We start from the raw sequence: 20,916 nt of genomic DNA, 5'->3' as shown, positions 1-20,916 counted from the left end.
TTCACAATTATCAGTTACACGATTTTATGTCAATGCCGAGAATCTTTTGAATCTCAGAAAGCGTTTTGTCTATTTCATGGTCGAGCGCAGCACGCTTTTCAAAATACTGTTTGAGCAATTCTGCCGGAGGAAGTATTTCTTCTTCCTCTTTCGGGAACTTACATTGGTCGAAATTGCAGTCCAAGTCTATCAACTGTTGGGCGGTAAATACACGACTCTTTTCTCCTACCTCGTCACTTATAATTTCTCTCCTATCTTTCCACCATTCTTGAATCGGCAGAGTGTGTTCCACTTTCATAGGTTTTGTTTTAGAGAAGTGTTTATATCCCTCCGGCATATCCAAACGATAGAACCATGTCTCTTTGGTCTTGAATCCTTCTTCGCAACCTTCGGCTTCTTCATTATTAAAGAAAAGAATATTGGTTGCAATAGAGGTGTATGGGGAGAAAATAGAACACGGCAAACGGATGATAGTATGCAGATTGAATTTGCGGAGAAGATTTTCTTTTAGCGCAAGTTTTGCTCCATCCGTACCAAACAAGAAGCCATCGGGGATAATCACACCGCACCGACCGCCAACTTTAAGACGATACATGATAAGGGCGATGAACAAATCCGCAGTTTCACTTGAACGGTATTGTACAGGGAAGTTGCTTTTTACGCTATCTTCCGTACTACCGCCATACGGAGGATTCATACCGATAATATTAACCTTGTCGCTTTCCTTGAAATCAGTGACATTTGTCCCAAGCGAATCACAGTTAGCTATGTTGGGTGCTTCAATATCGTGGAGCAATAAATTTGTAATACTCAACAGATATGGTAACGGTTTCCATTCTTGACCCACGACTGCATTTTGCAACTTTTCTCCATCTTCGGCAGAACGTACATTCTTAGCCATATAGTTGAGAGCAGAGGTAAGGAAGCCTCCTGTGCCACTGGTGAAGTCGCCAAAGGTCTCGCCCAATTTCGGGTCAAGCATCATCACAATAAAATCGGTCAATGCACGTGGAGTATAGAACTCACCGGCATTTCCTGCCGATTGTAAATCTTTCAAGATTCCTTCATAAATATCTCCGAATGTGTGACGGTCGTCAGCGTCGTCAAATTCTATTTCATTTACGATGTTGACCACTTGGCGCAGAAGCGTTCCATTCTTCATATACTGGTTCAAGTCTGCAAATGTTTCTTGAACAATGCTTTTAGCTCTTGAAGTATTGGCATCAATTGGAAGATTCTTCAAGGTAGGAAATAATCTTTCATTTACGAAAGAGAGCAATGCTTCTCCTGTCAATGCTTCACCGTCTTTCTCATCTATCGCCCAATTACGCCAACGCAAATCTTCCGGAATGATGGATTTATAGTTCTCATCTTTGTATTCCCATGTTTCTTCCTGTGTGTCATAAACCTTCAAGAAGAACATCCAAGTCATTTGTTCGATTCTCTGCGCATCACCATTGATACCTGCATCTTGACGCATGATATTTTGGATTCGCTTTATGATGTTGTTTACTGCCATTTTTAAGCTGATTTATAAATTTGATATTCCAAATCTCTGATGGTTTGTTCAAAGGCAACCTTGCCACCAAATAACTTTATGATTTTAGTTGGTTTCCCTATGCTGTTGAATGGCGGTATCTCCAAGATGTTCGCCTTTTCAAAGTCGAGAATACCATTCTCTGCATATTTGTCAAGAAGAGCTTCCAATACTTCACGAGCTTTACCTTCGTATTTTCCAAAGTAATTACGCTTCTTGACGTTGTTAGCTCTCTCTTTCCTTGTCAACGGTGGCTGGTCAAAGGCTACGTGACATATCACATCAAAGATGTCGGCATCCTTCAATGCAGGATTCGCTTCACGCACAGCGTCTATCAGAATGGCATATTCTTTTAACTCATCCATAACGGCTTGCTTGCGTTCTGCCTCAGTCCATGTTTGTATGAAATCATCTAGACTTTGGTAGTGGCGCAATAATTGTTTTCTTGCGAATGACTGAACGCTTTCCGTTCTCATAGTCTTGCCATCTTCACCTAATACAGATACTATCTCATGGGCAATGCGAATATCCTTACCGTTTATGATGTATTTCTCACGAGGTTCAGAAACAGTGGGACTCGGGTCGTCAATGATTTTGTAAGGCTTGGGCTTTTTCCCTCCTCCTTTGGGCGGTTCCGGGTCGCCATCAAATGCTGGGTCTTTGAATTTGGCTGTGGCATTGCGAAAGTCAAGGATTTCCAAATGCCACTTGCCTTTATCTTTTCTAAGCCGTGTGCCACGTCCGATGATTTGCTTAAATTCAGTCATAGAGCCAATTTCTTTATCTATGACGATTAAACCACAAGTTTTACAATCCACTCCTGTAGATAGGAGTTCGGAGGTGGTAACAATTACCGGATAGGGTTCATCAACACTGATAAAGTTGTCCAGTTGTTTCTTCCCTTCTTTATCCTCACCGACAATACGTGTCACATAATAAGGTGATTTTTTACATAAGTCACTATTCATGTTAATAAGCAACGTCCGCATTTCGGCTGCTTCCTCAATATCTGAGCAGAATACAATTGTTTTTGTCATACGACCTATGTCATGCAACATTTTAGTAATTCTGTTTGCCACAACCTTACGCCTTAACTTAATAGCAAGGTCACGACCTATGTTTTGTCTTTGATATAATTTCTGTTCAATCTCCTTACCCAATAAATCTATCTCACCTTCTTCCGGAGTCCATCCTTGCAAATCAACATTGATAAAGTCAGCTGTAACTCGATATGGAGCTAAAAATCCATCTTGGATGCCTTGAAGTAGGGAATAGGTATATACCGGTTCTCCGAAATAATCCAAATTGTTTGCTCCCTCATCGGCTTTTGGGGTGGCTGTCATACCGATTTGGGTGGCAGAGCTGAAATACTCCAATACTTTGCGCCATGCAGAATCGTCTTTTGCGCTTCCCCGATGGCACTCATCAACGATAATCAAATCAAAGAAGTTTGGCTGTACTTCCAAGAATGGATCAGGCTTACCCTCTTTACCGACTAGTTGATGGTATAATGCCATATAAACCTCGTATGATGAATCAATTTTTTCTTCACCCTCTCCAACAGAAGTTATCTTAGTCATAAACTTCTTGAAGGGTTTGAAGTCTTGAACCATCGTCTGGTCAATAAGGATATTGCGGTCTGCAAGATAAAGAATCTTTTTCTTGGCTCCGCTTTTATGGAGACGATGGATAATCTGGAAAGCAGTAAAAGTCTTACCAGTACCGGTAGCCATTACCACAAGTACACGTTGTTGTCCTTTTGCGATGGCTTCTACGGTACGGTCAACTGCTATACGTTGATAATATCTTGGCTCATGGCTATGAGCATCATAGTAAAAAGGAGTTTCTATAATATTGAGTTCATCCGATGTATAAATTTTGGATGCAAGATAGCGATTATATAGTTCTTCCTCAGTTGGAAAGTCCTCTAATTTAATCTCGGTTTCTTTCCCTGTTATAAAGTCATGTTCCAAGAAAGCATCACCATTACTGGAGTATGCAAATTTCAAGTCAAGGATTTGGGCATAATCCATAGCTTGTTGAATACCACCTCCAACTGCGTGTTTATTGTCTTTGGCTTCAACTACAGCGATGGGCTTACCTTTATGATATAATAGGTAATCGGCTTTTTTACCCTCTGCTACTGAATGTTGGTTGCCAACAACAAGTACTCGGCCATCCGTAAAATAGTACTCTTCACGCATATTTATACTTACTGCCCATCCTTTTTGTTGGAGAGCAGGAGTAATGAACAGAGTGCGTATCTCTTGTTCTTTGAGTTCTTTCTTGTTTACTTCCATGACAATAAGTTGTTTTATGATTTGCAACTGCTGACAAGCAAGTCTTTCACGTCGATATTAAGAACATTGGCTATATCATTAAGCGTTTTAAGGTCTGGCTGAACCGAATTACTGCACCATTTACTTACAGTACAGTTAGACTTCCCAATCTGTTCTGCAAGCCATTTTCCTGTTTTCTGTTGCTCTGCAAGCACCACTTTTAGTCTGTTTAAATTAGCCATGAGGTAAAATGTTTTAATCTGAGAGCAAATTTATATAAATTGTCTGACAGTATAAGCAACTTCCGATAATAATTATTATCAGGAAGCAAAAAAGAGGGTTAGATACCGTATTTCGATAAGATATTTTCGTCAATTTCAATCTTATGTCGCCCTGTAGTAGTCCGCAAATTCTTTCTAACGGTGTCAAATGTAGAGTTAGCGAACCACTCGGTAAATGTCGCCATTACAAAAGATGTGGTCATATCTCTACCTATATTATATTGGAAAGCGATATTCCAAGCGAAGTTCTTCAAAGAGATTTGGGTGATAGAATTGTGCCTCTTGATATGAATTTCGGTCATGGAAAGCACTTGCCTATTGGTCACAAAATAACGGACACATTCACATATTTGGAAAATCTCAGTTTCATCCAAGTCAAAACGCTTAAATGTATCTCTTGTGTATTTCAGAATAGCATTAAGTTTTTCATCGTCTTCTTTCTCTTTTTGTTGTTGGTATTGTTGTTGCTCACGCTGGTATTCATAGTGAAATAACTCCATTCGTTTTTTCTGAACTTCTTCGCAGTTTGAGATAGGAAAAGAAGCTAAAGCCAATGGCTTTTTACTGCCCCTTTTCTTGACTGATACCCCAAATGATGGAGGGATGGCTTCTATAATATACCTTGCCACGATAATGCAAAGATGATACATGAGTTTTAGTATGATATATCCGGCAGCCATAACAAATGGAAACAAACTCATTCGTATGCTAAATATATTGCATACTTGAAATGCAATCATCGAAGCCAGCAGTACCGTAATGACCTCTATTACCCAAGAGTGAAGTATATATTGTTTTTGCTTCATGTCTATTGTTTTTTATTTCCCAATGCAAAGGTACAACGCATTTTCATAAAAAACGAAAGGCAAAAATAGAGGCAGAAACTGTAATAAGTTCATTTTATGCTATTTGTGAAAAGAAAAGCATAACAAGTGAAAATATCCAGTAGCAAATGAAAACATCTGCAAATAGGAAATATGTTGTTAAATAAATATAAATCTTTTATTCCCTATGAGAAGCTCTCTTTATTATCGTTTTTAGGGGATATTACATAAAAAGAAGTCATATTTGTACCATATATTTATAACTAACTGATTTATATAATATATTATTTTAGAGGAAGTGAAGTAAGTTGCAATAGGTGATTTTATAGAAAAAAGAGGCGTGTAATCCATTAAGTTGCACGCCTCTTGTGTTTTTGAATTTCAAGTCAGTCTTATATACTTATTTTTCAGTTTGAGGATTAATGACAATGCGCCAATAGCCACCAAAGTTCGCACCTTCACGAGATAAGATACCCATAGACCGCAATTTTGCAATTTGTTTTTCTACGGCACGAGAACTTATACCAATCTTGTAAGCCATAGTTTCGGCTGACATAGAAGAATCGGAAATGACGAAATCGATAATCTTCTGTGCTGTCTTTCCTATGTTTTTAGGGGCATCTGTGCTCTCTCCGAACCTTATCTCCGAACTTTTGTCGTTTACACCGAACATTTTCGCATTTACACCGAACTTTTCGACCGAACTTTCTTCGTTTGCAGGATACTTTTTGAGGGGACTGTTTACCCTTTCGGCCACTTCTTCTACGGGTATTCTTTCGTTCTTTCCCCAATTCAGATTATAGAAATGTAGTGAAGAAAGAAGATGCTTCCGTATTGGCAAAAGCCGACACGGATTTAAGCCATGACTTCACTTTCTTACGTCCCAACATTTCCTTGAAATCATAAGCTGAACATTCCGTTATCAATGTATTGTTGCGTATCTGCATCGTTTTCTTTTTGTTGTTCGGGTATAACTCTCTAATATAGTTTACAAAGGTAAGGATAAAACCGAGGAATTGGTTAACCCCCTCGTTCCCTTTTGATCTTCATGCATTTACATTACGTAGTTTATAACAGTTATTTTATCTTTTCTTTATAACACTATTCACTACCCGTATAGAGGAAACCAGTTTATTGGTGGAAGTAAATACGTCCACATTCCACACATGGGATGAACGCCCTTTATGAACGATGGTTGCCACTGCCCTTACGGTATCTCCTTCGTGTGCAGAAGAAATATGATTTCCGCTGACTTGCATTCCCACGACAATCTCATCAGATTCGCAGATAATCATGGAGCCGAGCCCGGCAACGGTTTCTGCCAAGGCAAGGGTGGCACCGCCATGCAGAATGCCGAAGGGTTGGCGGGTACGGTAGTCGACCGGCATGGTTGCTTCTACGCGCTCATCCGAAGCGTATGTGTATTGAATGCCCAAGTTTCCCATCAATGCGTGTCGTGCCCGTTCGTTCAGTAAATCAAGAGGCACCTCTGCTGCACGCACTTCTGCCAATATTAGTTTTTCTACGGCCAGGGCCACTCCATCTTCTTCATTCGATGCAGTCACATAGTCTGCACAGACCTTTACAGAATCTTGTGAATGTCCCATAGCTACCCCCATGCCGGCCAATTGGAGCATGGTCACATCGCATACGCCATCTCCAACGGCAATGACTTCTTCCCGTGTTACTCCCAAATGCTCTAATAGGGCGCCTAACGTATTCGCTTTATTGACTCCGCAGGGCACCACCTCTAAAAAGTAAGGCTCGGAACGGAAAGCATCCAGAGTACCTGCCAGGCGTTTTTCCCAATGTTGTTCCAGCCCTATCAGAGCTTTTTCCTTGTCACTCACCAGCATGCACTTGCAAGGTGCGAAGTCTATGGCAGTAGAGAATTCATCTTCCCTGATTATCTTCAAATTGTTTAGCAGGGCTTCATTCTTTATATATTCATTGTCCGGACTATCCGTAATGAGGGTATCATCGTGGTAGGTGAAGATGGCAAAGCCGTTCTTGCGGGCTTTCTTTTCCAGATAAGGCAGCATTTCCGGATTGATGCGTCGTTCAAACAATATTTCTCCGTTCTGTGCTTTTATTATCTGGCAACCGTTATAGGAGAGAACAAACCCTCCATAATTGCCGAGTTCGAGGGTTTTGGCCAGTGGCATCAGTCCATAAGTCGGCCTACCGGATGCCAAAACTATGCGCACTCCCATTTGCTGGACCTTTAGCAGAGCAGCTAATGTCCTTTTACTAATTTCTCTTTCATCATTGAGTAGCGTTCCATCTACATCAAGAACCAATAACTTATATTTCATGGCAACTCGATTTTGGGGTTATTATGTTACAAAGTTAAAAAAATGACTGTTAAAACGGTAATATTCGTTTTATTGTTTACTGAAACTTCTTTTATTTATCCTATCTTTGTCCACGTTTTGTTCCGCGTTCTCTATCCGGAGAAGCGGATGAAAAGGGAATCGGGTGAAAGTCCCGAACAGTCCCGCTGCTGTGAGTTCCATGCTCGGTGTATCATACTTGTGCCACTGTTCTTCGGAAAGAACGGGAAGGCGATGTACCGGGAACGAGTCAGAAGACCTGCAAAACAAAGTCGAAAAATTGTCCATTCGAGGAAAGTGGGCAGTGCGCAAATGGTTTAAGATAATCTTCATTTATTCTATGTCAGGAAGGACTAAGGTATTACTGGTCTGTGCTGTTTCATTGGGTGCAAGTATACTCCGGCTCTCTGCCCAGGAGGTGGGGGGAGATACGATTACGGGGAAAGTGCATCAGATAGAGAAAGTGACAGTGACAGCACGCAGGTCGCCCAATAAAGTGACTTCTGCCGTACCCATACAGACAATGTCACGGCAGGATATCAGCCAGCTGGGAATACAGAATATGGCAGATGCTGTACGCCGTTTTGCCGGAGCCAATGTAAAGGACTATGGAGGCATTGGAGGACTGAAAACGGTTTCCATACGCAATATGGGAGCAGCCCATACAGCTGTCAGTTATGACGGGGTGGCGGTGAGCAATTGTCAGGCAGGGCAGATAGATATCGGGCGTTTTTCGCTGGACAATGTTTCCATGCTTTCGCTCGCCATCGGGCAGTCGGAGGACTTGTTACAGTCCGCCCGCTTGTATGCGTCGGCCGGTGTGCTGGGCATAGAGACGGAAAAACCTCATTTTGATGACGGGCGCAATGCCGCTTTTCAGGCACGGGTGCGCGGAGGGTCGTTCGGCATGGTCAGCCCCTCGCTGCGCTGGTGGCAGAAACTGGGCTGCCGTACACGCGTGGCGGTAGATGCCGGTTATATGAGGGCAGACGGTAATTACCCTTTCACGCTGGTCAATGGGAAATACGTGACGGAAGAGAAACGTAACAACTCCGGCATCTATTCCTGGCAGGGCGAAGCTACCTTTTATCATACTTTCAAGGATGACAGCGAACTGGATGTGAAGGGTTATTACTTCTATTCCCGCCGGGGACTTCCAGGGGCGGTTACGCTCTATAATCCCCTTTCCGATGAAACGCTTTGGGATGAGAATACTTTTGTGCAGGCACGTTATAGGAAGCATTTTTCGCCCCGGTGGAGTTTGCAGGCACAGGCAAAGTATAATCATGGCTGGAACCAATATAAGGATGAGGGCAAGGAATATGCCGACGGATATTATCGGGAAAATCACCGGCAAGACGAATATTATATTTCCGCGACCGTTCTCTACCGTCCTTTGGAAGCTTTGACCCTTTCGTTGGCGCAGGATGGGGTGATAAACAAGTTGCGCAACAGTTTGCCGGAATGTCCTTTCCCTACAAGATATACTTCCATCAGTGCCTTCAATGCACGCTACCGGCAAGGATGGCTCACGGCCACGGCTTCGCTGGTGCATACTGCCACTTCGGAGCATGCCGAGAAAGGTACGGTCCCCGATGACTTCCATCGCTTTGCCCCCTCTTTATCAGTCAGTATGCAGCCTTGGCAGGACGAGTCGCTGTATTTCCGGTTGATGTATAAGAGTACGTTCCGTCTGCCCACTTTCAACGACCTCTATTACTACCGGCTGGGCAACCGTAATCTGCGACCCGAGAAGGCAGACGAATATAATGTCGGTATCACATGGAGCAAATCCGGATTGTCTGTGTTCGACTATATCTCCGTTACGCTCGACGGTTACTACAACGATGTGACGGATAAGATTGTGGCTTTTCCCACCACCTATGCGTGGAAGATGGCAAACTACGGCAAGGTACATGCCGCAGGTGTGGATGCCACTTTGGCCGCCACTGTACCCTTGACAAAAAAAATAAAACTGGTTATGTCGGGCGGATATACGTGGCAGAAGGCCATTGACCTGACCGATGCCGATGCCAAGAACTATAAAGACCAATTGCCTTATACCCCTCTCCATAGCGGAAATGCGTCTGCCATTGTGGAAACGCCGTGGGTGAATGTGGGCTACTCGGTGGTGGGAGTGGGAAAACGCTACTATTTGTCGCAGAACCTTCCGGAGAATGAGATTGAGGGGTATTGGGAGCATACGATGAGCCTCTCTCATGAGTTTGCTTTGGGCAGTTGCCGACTCCGGTTGCAGGCTGAGATTATAAACCTGACCGATGAACAGTATGACGTGATAAAATATTATCCTATGCCGGGCCGTTCGTGGCGGCTGACGGGGACCTTTAAGTTTTGAGTCAGCCATTTATAAACAATAAGAAATAATTATAAACAATAACAACAGTGATTATGAAAGTAAGAAGTTTATTATTCGGTATGCTCTGCATGCTTGCTTTGGGTGCCTCTTTGGTATCTTGTAGTGACGACGACGATGATTCTCTGGATGATGACGGGTCGAAGGTGACACTGCCGCAGACGCGTGTCTATATTCTGAACGAAGGCTCTCAAGGGGCCAACAATGCAGGACTTGCCTTTTATGCACCCAATAAGGATGCGGATTTTATCAGTGATATCTACAAGACCCAAAACAATGCCAAGTTGGGTGACCTTGGTCAGAGCATGATTGAGTATGAAGATGAAATATATATAGCCGTTTATGGCTCTAATTATCTGACCAAGCTGAATGCTGCAGGTGTGGAGTTGAAACGTGTTTCGTTCGTAGGCGACAACGACCTCAGTGCTGGTATTCGCTATATAGATGCTGAGGATGGGTATATCTATGCTTCCTTTTGGGGAGGAGCAGTGGCTAAAATCAATGCGACAACGTTGGAGGTAGTGGATAAATTGACCGGACTTGGTGACAATCTGGAAGGTGTGGCAATCTGTGAGGACATGCTTTATGTTTCGAATAGTTGTACTGCTGACTATACTTATCACAATGATGTTAAAGTGATAGACTTGCGAACATTCACACTAAAGGAAACATTGACAGTGGCTTCCAATCCCAATACACAAATGCTGGAAGAGGACGACAAAGTGTTCCTCATTTCTGATGATTATTCTTCTGCAGAGGGCTATGTGCTGCAGATGATTGAGCCGGCCAAAGGCAACAAGGTTACCAAGATAGGCAATGCCACTTATATGGCTGCCAATAATGATATATTGTATCTGGTGAATTCAATGACGGACTGGAGTACTAAACCGGTTACAACTGTCAACACTTTCTTTACTTACAACATCAAGACGGGACAGATGAATAATGCTTCTTTCCTGAAAGATGCTCCTGCTGAACTTGTATCGAGTACATTGCATATGTTGACAATAAACGACAATGACGGTGATATTTATATCAGTACTTCCGATTTCATTACGAACGGTACCATCTACCGTTTCAAGAAAGACGGTACGTTCATAGAAAAGTTCGATGCAGGAGGTGTCAATCCTAATTCCGCTGTTTTCTTTAATTAATGTCGATGAAAAGGAACAGCTTTCTTATCTGCATACTCGCAGTCTTGCTTCTTTTCTCCTGCGGGGGAAGGGGCAAGACTGCCTCTGCTTTGCCCGACGGTGACACCATTCCCTTACGTTATGCGGAGAACCTTACCTTAGTGTCCTATCCCGACTATACCCTTGCCACCCTGCGCAATCCCTGGGATACGTTGCACACGCTGCATACCTATATCCTGGTTCCTAAAGACCGTGAACTCCCGGCACATCTTCCGGAAGGTACCGTGGTGCGTACCCCGCTCTCCAAATCGGTCATTTACTCTTCCGTACATTGCGGGTTGATGGATAATCTGGGCGTGTTCAGTAGTATCGGCGGCGTTTGCGACCTGAAGTACATTAAGCTGCCGGCCGTGCACGAGGCTTGCCGTCGGGGTATCATTGTCGATTGCGGCGATGGTATGAATCCCGATATGGAACGTATCATCGACCTGCATCCCGATGCCATTCTTCTATCTCCGTTCGAGAACAGTGGTGGTTATGGCCGTATCGAGAAACTGGATATTCCCATCATCGAATGTGCCGACTATATGGAAACTTCCGCTTTGGGCCGTGCCGAATGGATGTGTTTTTACGGGCTGCTCTTCGGGGCTGCGCCACAAGCCGACAGTCTGTTTGCCGAGGTGGATAGCTGCTACCGGCGCCTCAAGATGCGTGCAAAGCTTTCCTCCACCTCACTGTCCATTGTCAGCGAGTTGAAAAGCGGCTCGGCATGGTACGCTCCGGGAGGGCGTAGCACTATAGGAAGGCTTTTTCAGGATGCTTGCGGGCGTTACGCTTTTGCCGACGATACCCACAGCGGTTCTGTTCCTCTGGCTTTCGAGACCGTTTTCGACAAGGCGGGCGATGCCGACGTCTGGCTGGTGAAGTACAACCGTGACCGCGACATGAGCTATGCTGATTTGGAGGCGGATTATATCGGCTACACCGGTTTCAAGGCTTTCAAGACCCGGAATGTCTATGGTTGTAATACGGCGAAAGTTCCTTTCTACGAGGAGACTCCGTTCCGTCCCGATTATTTGTTATCCGACCTGATACAGATTCTGCATCCCGAAATAGGAGATTTGGGAGGTTTGCGCTATTTTTGCAGACTGAAGGAGTGATGAACACAGAGATACGGAACTTTTGTGAAAGTAATAGAAAACTCTGTGCCTCCGTGTCTCTGTGTGCTAAATAATGTAACTATGAGTAAAGGCTGGAAATATGGTATCGGGCTGGGAGTAGTAATCTTATTGCTTTTTGCGGGCAATCTGCTGGTGGGGTCGGTTTCGATTCCGCCTGCCGATGTTTTCCGTATCCTGCTCGGTGGAGAGGGGGAGAAGGCAAGCTGGAGCTTCATCCTTTGGGAATCCCGTTTGCCCCAAGCGCTGACGGCGCTGCTTTGCGGTGGCGCATTGGCTGTCTGCGGACTGATGTTGCAGACGGCTTTCAAGAATCCGCTGGCAGGACCATCCATTCTGGGCATCAACGCCGGGGCAAGTCTGGGAGTGGCCTTCGTCATGCTGCTGTTTGGCGGCAGCATCACGGCAGGGGTGTTCAGTCTGTCCGGCTTCTTCTCCGTACTGCTTGGCGCATTTATCGGAGCCATGCTGATTATGGTACTTATCCTTTTCTTTTCCACGCTGATAAAGAGCAATATCATGCTGCTGATAACGGGTATCATGATAGGCTACATCGCTTCTTCGGCCATTGCCCTGCTGAACTTCTTTGCTACGGCAGAGGGGGTGCAGTCCTATATGATATGGGGGCTGGGCAACTTCGGTGGAGTTTCCCTACAGCAGATGCCGGCCTTTGCGCTGGTCACCATTGTGGGACTGTTCGGCTCATTATTGTTGATAAAGCCCCTGAACGCCTTGTTGCTGGGAGAGCGCTATGCCGAAAATCTAGGTGTAAATATCCGCCGTGTGCGCAACTGGCTTTTGATTATCACCGGGCTCTTGACGGCTGTCACCACCGCCTTCTGTGGTCCGGTCGCCTTTATCGGCCTGGCCGTGCCGCATGTGGCCCGCATGATATTGGGGACAACCAATCACAATTCCCTATTGCCGGTCACCATCCTGAGTGGCGGTGCAGTGGCACTGCTTTGCAATCTGATTTGCGTCTTGCCCGGCGAAGCGGGTATTATCCCCTTGAATGCCGTCACGCCCATTATCGGTGCGCCGGTCATCATCTACGTTATTCTGAGCCAGCGGAAGCCCCAACAATTCAACTAAGCTATTGCCAACAGTTTGACAAGGTTTTGCCTTACTATTGGCAAGACTTTGCCACCGCGTTGGCAAACTTTTGCCATAGGCATGGCAAAGTTTTGCCAAACCTATGGCAATGTCTTGGCAAAATTTCTCTCTGATTATCAACGTACTACTTTTTTGGTGTTTTTCTCTCCATTCCATAGGGTTTTATCTTTCTCACCGCTCTTATTAATAGAAACCCCTTAAAAACATGCCTTATGAAAAACTTTGTAGGATTTACACTTGGGTGTTTGTTTGCATTCTTATCTTCGGGTATCACCCCGTTGATGGCGCAGGACGCGGCAGTGAACGAGCTCGTCATCACCGGTACGGTCAAGAATAAGGACAGCAGGAAGAAACTCGAAAACGTGAACGTCTCTGTTGTCGGCAACAATATCGGAACGGTGACCAATGCCGACGGCACATTCTCCTTGAAAGTAGCGGAAGCGGAAGCTTTCCGTGGACTGGAAGTCTCCCATATCGGCTATCTCACTACACACCTCTCTCTGGAAGAACTTGAAAAAACGGGCGGGCTGACCATCTGGATGATACCGGCTCCCAATCTTTTGAGCGAGATTGTGGTCTATGGCAATAATCCCCGCGTCATAGTGGAAGAGGCCATCAAGAAAATTCCAGTAAACTATTCTGGCAATGACAACATGCTGACCGCCTTCTATCGGGAAACCGTGCAGAAGCGCCGCCGCTATATCAGCGTGTCCGAGGCAGTGATGGATGTCTATAAGACGGATTATAACTCCCGCGATGTGGACCGCGACAAGGTGCAGCTGCTGAAAGGCCGCCGCCTGCTGAGCCAAAAGCAGAGTGACACGCTGGCTGTGAAAGTGGTGGGAGGCCCCAATTTGTCCCTTTATCTGGACATTGTGAAGAATGGCGATGCGCTGTTGAGCACGGACAATCTGGACTATTATGAATTCCGTATGGAGGACCCCGTCAATTTGGATAACCGCATGCAGTATGTGGTCAGCTTCCGTCCGCGGGTCAGCCTGATGTATGCCTTGTTCATCGGGAAACTGTATATAGACTACGAACGGCTTTCCTTTACACGTGCCGAGTTTGGCCTGGACATGGCAAACCGGGTGAAGGCAGTGGAGGCCATTCTGCATAAGAAGCCCGTCGGCTTACGGTTCCGCCCGCAGGAAGTCACCTATCTGGTGACCTACAAGCAGCAGGGGGCCAAGACTTACCTGAACTATATACGGAATGTCATCCGCTTTAAATGCGACTGGAAAAAAAGGCTGTTCTCCTCCAGCTACACCGCTTTCTCTGAAATGGTGGTGACCGACAGGACGGAAAGCCCTCTCTCCGGCATCTCCAACAAGAACACCTTCAAACGGAAGCAGGTATTCTACGACCTGGTGGATGAGTACTGGAACGAAGACTTCTGGAGGAACTACAATATCATAGAACCTACGGAATCCCTGGAGAATGCAGTCAGCAAATTGCGGAAACAATCCAATTGATTATCTGATAGTTTTCCTTATATTTGGAGCAACCGAGAAAAAACACCGTGTATGCTGGACGAACTGATGATACTGGCCAGAATAAAGGAGGGCGATATAAAGGCGTTCGAAGGAATCTTCCGCCGGTATTATTCCCCTCTTTGCTGGTATGCTGCGGGCATCACGGGTGATACGGCGTCTGCCGAGGAAATTGTGGAGGAGCTGTTCTACGTGCTGTGGAAGAACCGGGAGCGGTTACAAGTATTCCAGTCCGTGAAAAGCTATCTCTACCGTTCTGTGAGGAATGAAGCCGTGCAGTTTTGTGAGCATCAGGAGGTCAAGGAGCGCTATCGGGCATCTGTCCGTACGGAGTCCGGGCCGGGCTATTCGTCCGACCCCCACGCGCATTTGGAGTACGAGGAACTACGGACTCTCATCCGGCATACGCTCGACAAGCAGCCCCGGCGCCGGCAGCAGATTTTCAGGATGCACCGCATGGAGGGGAAGAAATATGCAGAGATTGCCTTGTCGCTTTCGTTGTCCGTCAAGACGGTGGAAGCGGAAATGACCAAGGTACTCCGAACCTTACGAAATGAAATTGATAATTATATCCGGACACAATGATGGAAGTAGATAAAAAGAAGACAAGGACCGACGAGGCATGGGTACGGCTTTATGCCCGCTTCGAAACGGACTGCCTGCTGCCGGCAGATGCGGAACATGCTCCGGCAATGCACCGCAGGCTTTACCTCAAGTGGGGGAGCGTTGCGGCAGCCGTGATTGCCGGAATCGTATGTTTTGCCGCATGGTGGGCCGTACCGGAACAAGGTGGGGACAGTCGTAGCTTGCTGACGGAGGAGAACCGGGAGAAGCCCACACTGGTCAAGACCCTTGAAGACGGTTCGGTGGTATATCTGGCGCAGGAAAGCACGCTGAAGTATCCCGAACATTTTGCGGAAGACAAGCGGGAAGTGAACCTGCAGGGTGAAGCCTTCTTCGATGTGGCAAAGAAACCCGAGCAGGCTTTTACGATTGAGACGGCGAGGGTGCGTGTGGAGGTGCTGGGCACGGCTTTCAATGTCAGGAGCAATGAAGGGGCCCCCTTCAGCTTGTCCGTGAAGCGCGGGAAGGTGAAGGTGCTGCTGAAACAAGAGGAACAGACGGTCTTTGTAGAGGCGGGAGAAACGGTTATCTTGCAGGGGGGCAGTCTGCTCGTCAGCGAGACGGAGAATCCGGAGCTCTTTGACCGTTACACCAGCAACATCCGTTTCAAGGACGAGTGCCTGGAGGATGTGCTGCGTGCTATCAATAAGGAGTCTGCCGGCTGGCAGATAGAAGCCGCGTCGCCAACCCTGGGCAAAAGGCGGCTGACGGTCGAATTTTCGAATAACTCCCCGGAGTCTGTGGCCGAGCTGATATGCTGGACGTTCGACTTGAAGTGTACACGTCAGGGCAATAGACTGATATTGTCGGAACAATGAATTCAATGAAATGCTTCATTCTCCATTTTTCACTCTTCATTTTCTTCCTGGCGGGCAGTGCAAGAGCGGACGGAGGCGATGTGCTGGACCGCATCGTCCGGCTGCCCGGAATGAAGGGAACGGTTTATGCGCTGTTGGGGAAAGTCTCGGAGCAGTCCGGCTATCTGTTTATCTATGACAGCAAGGTCATCCATAACGACTCAGTAGTGAGGGTTAGGAAGCAGGAGTGTTCCGTGAGACAGGCCATTCATAGGATAACCGGCAGTCGGAACCTCGAATTGAAGGTATTAGGCAACCATATATTGATAACACGGGCGGCAGAAAGGAAGAGTATGGAAGAAACGGTACTCCTGCCGCCCCGACCGGCGTATTCCACCATTGCCGGAATCCTGTTGGACAAGGAGACGGGAGAGCCCGTCGTCAGTGCGTCGGTCATCGCACAAGGAACCTCACTGGGTAACATTACCAACCAGAACGGTGAATTCCGGCTCAACCTGCCCGACTCGTTGAGGCGCTGCATGCTCTCCTTCTCCCATCTGGGTTATGTGGGGCAAACGGTGGAAGCCTCTGCTTTGGAAGGACGCAGCAATGTTCTGAGCCTTGAGCCGAAAGTCATTTCCTTACAAGAAGTGCTTATCCGCCTGGTGGAGCCTAAAAAGCTGCTTCGCGAGATGATAGAGCACCGGGATAGGAACTGCTCCACTTCTCCGGTCTATCTGACCACCTTCTACCGGGAAGGCGTACAACTGAAGAACAAGTTCCAAAGCCTGACGGAGGCGGTTTTCAAGGTCTACAAATCGCCCACGATGGAGCCCGGACTGAAGGACCAGGTGAAGTTGCTCAAGATGAGCAAGATAGACAACCGGGAGCAGACGGACAGTGTGCTTGCCAAAATCAGCTCCGGGGTGGAGGCGTGTCTGCAGTTGGACATCATGAAGAATCTTCCCGACTTCCTCTTGCTGGAATCCGGCGAGGAACTTTATACCTATACTTCGGGCGACATCGTATCGGTGGACGACCGTACTGCCAACGTCGTCTATTTTGAGCAGAAACGTGGGGTAAAGGAGCCTTTGTTCTGCGGAGAACTCTATATAGACTCGGAGAACAGCGCCTTGCTGCGTGCCCGCTTCGAGATTCATCCCCGGTATGTGAAGGCCGCCACACGGCTTTTCGTGATACGCCAGGCTCCGAAAATCAGGCTGACAACGGAGAAACTTGTCTATACCGTCTCATACAAACCCTGGAACGGTACCTATTATGTCCACCACATCCGTGGCGACCTTTACTTCAAGATGAAGAGAAAACGCATGCTCTTCAGTAATCCCACTCTGTATACCTGGTTCGAGATGGTGACCTGCCGGATTGACGGGGAGAACGTGACGCGCTTCCCGCGTGCGGAACGGTTGCCGGTGCATACCGTCTTCTCTGAAACCGACTTCAAGTATGACGCCGATTTCTGGGGCGACTTCAATGTGATTCCGCTGGAAGAGGAGCTTGGAAAGATTATCGAGAAGGTCTCCCTGAAGATAGAGCAGACGGAAGCTCCGTAAACATGGCCCTCAATCGTTTGCGGTGGGTAGGTTGTATATTCTACACTAAAATTATCTCTATTTTGTTTTTTTATTGTAATTTTGTCCCCGGTATTAGTTTAAATTTAAAGATTGTAACTATGAGATTACCTGAGGACCCGGTGATGCTGTACAGCTTCATCAACATGAAACTGCGTGATTTCTATCCTTCGCTGGACGCGCTCTGCGAGGATATGAACGTGGAGAAAGAGGACATTGTACGAAAATTGAAGCTCGTGGGATTTGAGTATAATCCTGCAAAGAACAGATTTTGGTAAATAATGTTTCTGTATAAAACAACTCCCGTTGCTTGTTGTTGTAAAGCGCAAGTTAACGGGAGTTGTTTTGTTATGGAACTATGGGATAAGGCAGAACGTCTTTGGACGAGGGTCAAGAACTGGAAAACAGTACGCGGCTGGCACATCTGGAAGTTGAAGCTGGTGGATGCTCGGTTGTATTTCGTCAGCATGTTCGTCGGTTTGCTGACGGGACTGGTCGCTGTGCCCTATCACTATCTTCTCTATTATCTGTTCCACCTCCGCAGTGGTTTCTTCGCTTCGCATCCGGCCTGGTACTGGCACATTCCACTCTTTCTGTTTTCTTGGGGCATTCTCGTCTTCGTCATGTGGCTCGTGGGGAAAATGCCGCTTATCGGCGGGGGAGGTATTCCGCAGACACGCGGCGTGATTAACGGGCGCATCACTTACCGGCATCCTTTCATCGAGATGGTATCCAAGTTTGTAGGGGGCATTCTGTCCTTCTCGGCGGGGTTGTCTTTGGGGCGCGAAGGGCCTTCCGTGCAGATAGGCTCTTATGTGGGTAGCCTGGTATCTCGCTGGACTCATATCCTGAAAGGCGAACAGAAACAGTTGCTGGCAGCCGGGGCGGGAGCGGGGCTCGCTGCGGCTTTTGCAGCGCCACTGGCTTCCTCGCTCATTGTAATAGAATCCATTGAACGCTTCGATGCCCCTAAGACGGCCATCACTACCTTGCTGGCGGGTGTTGTGGCAGGAGCCGTGGCAAGCATGGTCTTTCCTGTGAATCCTTACCATCTGATAGAAGTAACGGAACCGGTTTTCGCCTTCTTTGTCCAGATGAAGTATTTCTTGATATTGGCGGTGATTGTCTCCGTATGCGGGAAGTTCTACTCCTCCACCATGAATGCTTTCAGGCATGTGTATGCCAAAGTCAATTCTCCGGCGTATGTCAAGATGTTATATCTGGTGCTGGTGGCCTACATCATTTCGCTGATGCAGGTCAATCTGACTGGAGGCGGGGAGCAGTTTCTGCTGGCCCAGGCACAGAACGGCAGTACGCAGATTATGTGGGTGACGGCTGTCATGTTGCTGCATTTCGTCTTTTCCGTTTTCTCTGTCTCTTCCGGATTGCCGGGCGGCAGTTTCATTCCGACGCTGGTTACGGGAGGGTTGTTGGGACAGATTGTCGGTCTGGTAGGAGTGAGGTACGGTGTCATCGGGCAAGAGAATGTCAGTTATATCATGCTTGTTTCCATGTCGGCTTTTCTGGTGGCCGTGGTCCGTACACCGCTCACGGCCATTGTGCTGATTACGGAGATTACGGGGCATTTTGAGGTCTTTTACCCTTCGGTGGTTGTTGGCGGGTTGACCTACTATTTTACGGAACTTCTGCAAATGAAGCCTTCCAACGTCTCCCTCTATGAAGATATGATTCATGCTCCCGATTTTAAAGAAGAGAAACGCTATACGCTTTCGGTGGAGATTATGACGGATTCTTATCTGGACGGGAAACTGGTGGACGAACTGTCCCTGCCGGAACGTTGCGCCATCATCAATGTACATCGGGATGGAAAAAATCTGGTCCCCGCAGGAACTCGTTTGATTCCGGGGGACCAGGTACAGATTGAGATGGACTCGCAGGACATAGAGAAACTCTATGAACCGCTTGTCAGTATGGCGAATATCTATTAAGCCAGATTGCCTATCTCGTCCAGATTCTTCTGGATGTCGGCATCCGTCAGCTCGTAATTCACTAAATCGCCGGACAAATACTTGTCGTAGGATGCCATGTCGATAAGTCCGTGACCGGAAAGGTTGAACAGAATCACCTTCTCTTCACCCGTTTCCTTGCATTTGTTTGCTTCGCGGATGGTGGCGGCAATGGCATGGCAGGACTCGGGGGCGGGGATGATGCCCTCTGCTTGCGCAAACAGACAACCGGCGTCGAATGATTCGAGCTGCTTGATGTCCACCGCTTCCATATAACCGTCTTTCAGCAGTTGTGATACGATGACACCTGCACCGTGATAGCGTAGGCCGCCGGCATGGATATTGGCAGGGGCAAAGTTGTGTCCCAGTGTAAACATGGGCAGCAACGGAGTGTATCCGGCCTCGTCTCCGAAGTCGTATTGGAATTTGCCGCGTGTCAGCTTCGGACATGAGGCAGGTTCGGCGGCGACAAAGCGTGTTTTCTTTCCTTCGAGGATGTTGTGGCGCATGAAGGGGAAGGCGATACCGCCAAAGTTGGAACCTCCTCCGAAGCAGGCGATGACGGTGTCGGGATATTCACCCGCCATTTCCATCTGCTTTTCGGCTTCCAGTCCGATGACGGTCTGGTGCAGGGCCACGTGGCTCAATACGGAGCCGAGGGTATATTTGCAGTTGGGAGTGGTCTGTGCCAGCTCTATGGCTTCGGAAATGGCTGTTCCCAGCGAGCCCTGATAGTTGGGGTGGGCGGTCAGTATATCTTTTCCGGCGCGGGTAGACATGGAGGGAGACGGGGTAACCTGCGCACCGAATGTCTGCATGATGCTGCGGCGGTAGGGCTTCTGCTCGTAACTGATTTTCACTTGATAGACAGCAGCTTCCAGCCCGAAAAGGCGGGCGGCATATGCCAGGGAAGCTCCCCATTGTCCGGCACCGGTTTCGGTGGTCACGTTAGTCACTCCCTCCTGCTTGCAATAGTATGCCTGCGGGATGGCGGAGTTCAGCTTGTGCGAGCCCATCGGGCTGACGCTCTCGTTCTTGAAGTAGATATGTGCCGGTGTGCCGAGCGCTTTCTCCAATCCATAAGCGCGCACCAGCGGAGTGCTGCGGTAGTATTTGTACATTTCGCGGACCTCTTCGGGGATTTCAATCCACGTGTCGGTCTGATTCAGTTCCTGGCGGCAGAGTTCCTCGGCAAAGATAGGATACAAGTCTTCTGCTTTCAGCGGTTGCTTGGTGCCGGGGTGAAGCGGTGGCATGGGCTTGTTCACCATATCGGCTTGTATGTTATACCAGTACTGTGGGATTTCCTCTTCCGGGAGAATGAATCTTTTCTTTTTGTTGCTCATAGTGGTTAAAATTATTAATAATTCAATGCCCAAATGTAGCTATTATTT

The 20,916-nt window shown here is 47.2% G+C and carries 16 protein-coding genes, 1 pseudogene and 1 riboswitch; of the genes and pseudogenes, 10 read left to right on the top strand and 7 right to left on the bottom strand.

What is annotated here, in order from left to right:
• Positions 1-10 precede the first annotated feature (10 nt).
• The 6 genes and pseudogenes from DW896_RS18355 to DW896_RS18330 all read right to left on the bottom strand — a co-directional run bounded on the left by DW896_RS18355 (position 11) and on the right by DW896_RS18330 (position 7,236).
• Complete coding sequence (locus tag DW896_RS18355) at positions 11-1,519, bottom strand: class I SAM-dependent DNA methyltransferase (protein WP_119993640.1); 1,509 nt, start codon at positions 1,517-1,519, stop codon at positions 11-13.
• Positions 1,520-1,521: 2 nt separating this feature from the next.
• On the bottom strand, positions 1,522-3,837 hold the full coding sequence (gene hsdR, locus DW896_RS18350) for an EcoAI/FtnUII family type I restriction enzme subunit R (protein ID WP_119993670.1): 2,316 nt from the start codon (positions 3,835-3,837) through the stop codon (positions 1,522-1,524).
• 14 nt (positions 3,838-3,851) lie between these two features.
• A complete protein-coding gene (locus DW896_RS18345; RefSeq protein ID WP_032564469.1) occupies positions 3,852-4,058 on the bottom strand; it encodes a helix-turn-helix transcriptional regulator in 207 nt (68 codons plus the stop codon).
• Between the two features lie 98 nt (positions 4,059-4,156).
• A complete protein-coding gene (locus DW896_RS18340; RefSeq protein WP_119993637.1) occupies positions 4,157-4,903 on the bottom strand; it encodes a hypothetical protein in 747 nt (248 codons plus the stop codon).
• 418 nt (positions 4,904-5,321) lie between these two features.
• A pseudogene (locus DW896_RS18335) lies at positions 5,322-5,757 on the bottom strand (HTH domain-containing protein); the annotation flags it as partial.
• Positions 5,758-6,003: 246 nt separating this feature from the next.
• Complete coding sequence (locus DW896_RS18330; protein ID WP_005832678.1) at positions 6,004-7,236, bottom strand: Cof-type HAD-IIB family hydrolase; 1,233 nt, start codon at positions 7,234-7,236, stop codon at positions 6,004-6,006.
• Between the two features lie 100 nt (positions 7,237-7,336).
• Positions 7,337-7,536, top strand: a riboswitch (cobalamin riboswitch).
• Positions 7,537-7,594: 58 nt separating this feature from the next.
• Here DW896_RS18330 and DW896_RS18325 point away from each other — a divergent pair.
• The 10 genes from DW896_RS18325 to DW896_RS18280 all read left to right on the top strand — a co-directional run bounded on the left by DW896_RS18325 (position 7,595) and on the right by DW896_RS18280 (position 19,504).
• Entirely contained in the window at positions 7,595-9,610 is a 2,016-nt protein-coding gene (locus tag DW896_RS18325; RefSeq protein ID WP_119993668.1) for a TonB-dependent receptor, read from the top strand.
• A 53-nt stretch (positions 9,611-9,663) separates the two neighbouring features.
• A complete protein-coding gene (locus DW896_RS18320; protein WP_119993635.1) occupies positions 9,664-10,782 on the top strand; it encodes a YncE family protein in 1,119 nt (372 codons plus the stop codon).
• Positions 10,783-10,787: 5 nt separating this feature from the next.
• Entirely contained in the window at positions 10,788-11,921 is a 1,134-nt protein-coding gene (locus DW896_RS18315) for an ABC transporter substrate-binding protein (protein ID WP_117959147.1), read from the top strand.
• Between the two features lie 81 nt (positions 11,922-12,002).
• Positions 12,003-13,031 (top strand): iron ABC transporter permease, encoded by a 1,029-nt coding sequence (locus DW896_RS18310; protein WP_057097802.1) that lies wholly within the window; start codon positions 12,003-12,005, stop codon positions 13,029-13,031.
• 233 nt (positions 13,032-13,264) lie between these two features.
• Positions 13,265-14,527: a carboxypeptidase-like regulatory domain-containing protein gene (locus tag DW896_RS18305; protein WP_044468135.1), complete on the top strand. Its 1,263-nt coding sequence runs from the start codon at positions 13,265-13,267 to the stop codon at positions 14,525-14,527.
• A gap of 51 nt (positions 14,528-14,578) precedes the next feature.
• Positions 14,579-15,130, top strand: coding sequence for an RNA polymerase sigma-70 factor (locus DW896_RS18300; RefSeq protein ID WP_005831734.1), 552 nt, complete (start codon positions 14,579-14,581; stop codon positions 15,128-15,130).
• Positions 15,127-15,987: a FecR family protein gene (locus tag DW896_RS18295; RefSeq protein ID WP_044468136.1), complete on the top strand. Its 861-nt coding sequence runs from the start codon at positions 15,127-15,129 to the stop codon at positions 15,985-15,987. Before DW896_RS18300 ends, DW896_RS18295 begins: the two co-directional genes overlap by 4 nt.
• Entirely contained in the window at positions 15,984-17,537 is a 1,554-nt protein-coding gene (locus DW896_RS18290; protein ID WP_044468137.1) for a carboxypeptidase-like regulatory domain-containing protein, read from the top strand. Before DW896_RS18295 ends, DW896_RS18290 begins: the two co-directional genes overlap by 4 nt.
• Positions 17,538-17,656: 119 nt before the next feature.
• Positions 17,657-17,833 carry a DUF4250 domain-containing protein gene (locus tag DW896_RS18285; RefSeq protein ID WP_005832662.1) on the top strand — a complete coding sequence of 59 codons (177 nt, stop codon included), beginning with the start codon at positions 17,657-17,659 and terminating at the stop codon, positions 17,831-17,833.
• A gap of 72 nt (positions 17,834-17,905) precedes the next feature.
• Complete coding sequence (locus DW896_RS18280; RefSeq protein ID WP_057097803.1) at positions 17,906-19,504, top strand: ClC family H(+)/Cl(-) exchange transporter; 1,599 nt, start codon at positions 17,906-17,908, stop codon at positions 19,502-19,504.
• Here DW896_RS18280 and DW896_RS18275 read toward each other — a convergent pair.
• Entirely contained in the window at positions 19,501-20,868 is a 1,368-nt protein-coding gene (locus DW896_RS18275; RefSeq protein ID WP_005831725.1) for a TrpB-like pyridoxal phosphate-dependent enzyme, read from the bottom strand. The two genes, DW896_RS18280 and DW896_RS18275, sit on opposite strands and share 4 nt — an antisense overlap.
• Between the last annotated feature and the right edge of the window lie 48 nt (positions 20,869-20,916).

This window comes from Bacteroides sp. AM41-16 (assembly GCF_003603495.1).
GTDB lineage: Bacteria > Bacteroidota > Bacteroidia > Bacteroidales > Bacteroidaceae > Bacteroides > Bacteroides uniformis.
This window is presented reverse-complemented; position numbering and strand designations above follow the sequence as displayed.

Bases quoted from the DNA above. Each gene is read 5' to 3' on its own strand.
- DW896_RS18355 (WP_119993640.1), bottom strand. From the start codon at position 1,519: ATGGCAGTAAACAACATCATAAAGCGAATCCAAAATATCATGCGTCAA.
- hsdR (WP_119993670.1), bottom strand. From the start codon at position 3,837: ATGGAAGTAAACAAGAAAGAACTCAAAGAACAAGAGATACGCACTCTG.
- DW896_RS18345 (WP_032564469.1), bottom strand. From the start codon at position 4,058: ATGGCTAATTTAAACAGACTAAAAGTGGTGCTTGCAGAGCAACAGAAA.
- DW896_RS18340 (WP_119993637.1), bottom strand. From the start codon at position 4,903: ATGAAGCAAAAACAATATATACTTCACTCTTGGGTAATAGAGGTCATT.
- DW896_RS18330 (WP_005832678.1), bottom strand. From the start codon at position 7,236: ATGAAATATAAGTTATTGGTTCTTGATGTAGATGGAACGCTACTCAAT.
- DW896_RS18325 (WP_119993668.1), top strand. From the start codon at position 7,595: ATGTCAGGAAGGACTAAGGTATTACTGGTCTGTGCTGTTTCATTGGGT.
- DW896_RS18320 (WP_119993635.1), top strand. From the start codon at position 9,664: ATGAAAGTAAGAAGTTTATTATTCGGTATGCTCTGCATGCTTGCTTTG.
- DW896_RS18315 (WP_117959147.1), top strand. From the start codon at position 10,788: ATGAAAAGGAACAGCTTTCTTATCTGCATACTCGCAGTCTTGCTTCTT.
- DW896_RS18310 (WP_057097802.1), top strand. From the start codon at position 12,003: ATGAGTAAAGGCTGGAAATATGGTATCGGGCTGGGAGTAGTAATCTTA.
- DW896_RS18305 (WP_044468135.1), top strand. From the start codon at position 13,265: ATGAAAAACTTTGTAGGATTTACACTTGGGTGTTTGTTTGCATTCTTA.
- DW896_RS18300 (WP_005831734.1), top strand. From the start codon at position 14,579: ATGCTGGACGAACTGATGATACTGGCCAGAATAAAGGAGGGCGATATA.
- DW896_RS18295 (WP_044468136.1), top strand. From the start codon at position 15,127: ATGATGGAAGTAGATAAAAAGAAGACAAGGACCGACGAGGCATGGGTA.
- DW896_RS18290 (WP_044468137.1), top strand. From the start codon at position 15,984: ATGAATTCAATGAAATGCTTCATTCTCCATTTTTCACTCTTCATTTTC.
- DW896_RS18285 (WP_005832662.1), top strand. From the start codon at position 17,657: ATGAGATTACCTGAGGACCCGGTGATGCTGTACAGCTTCATCAACATG.
- DW896_RS18280 (WP_057097803.1), top strand. From the start codon at position 17,906: ATGGAACTATGGGATAAGGCAGAACGTCTTTGGACGAGGGTCAAGAAC.
- DW896_RS18275 (WP_005831725.1), bottom strand. From the start codon at position 20,868: ATGAGCAACAAAAAGAAAAGATTCATTCTCCCGGAAGAGGAAATCCCA.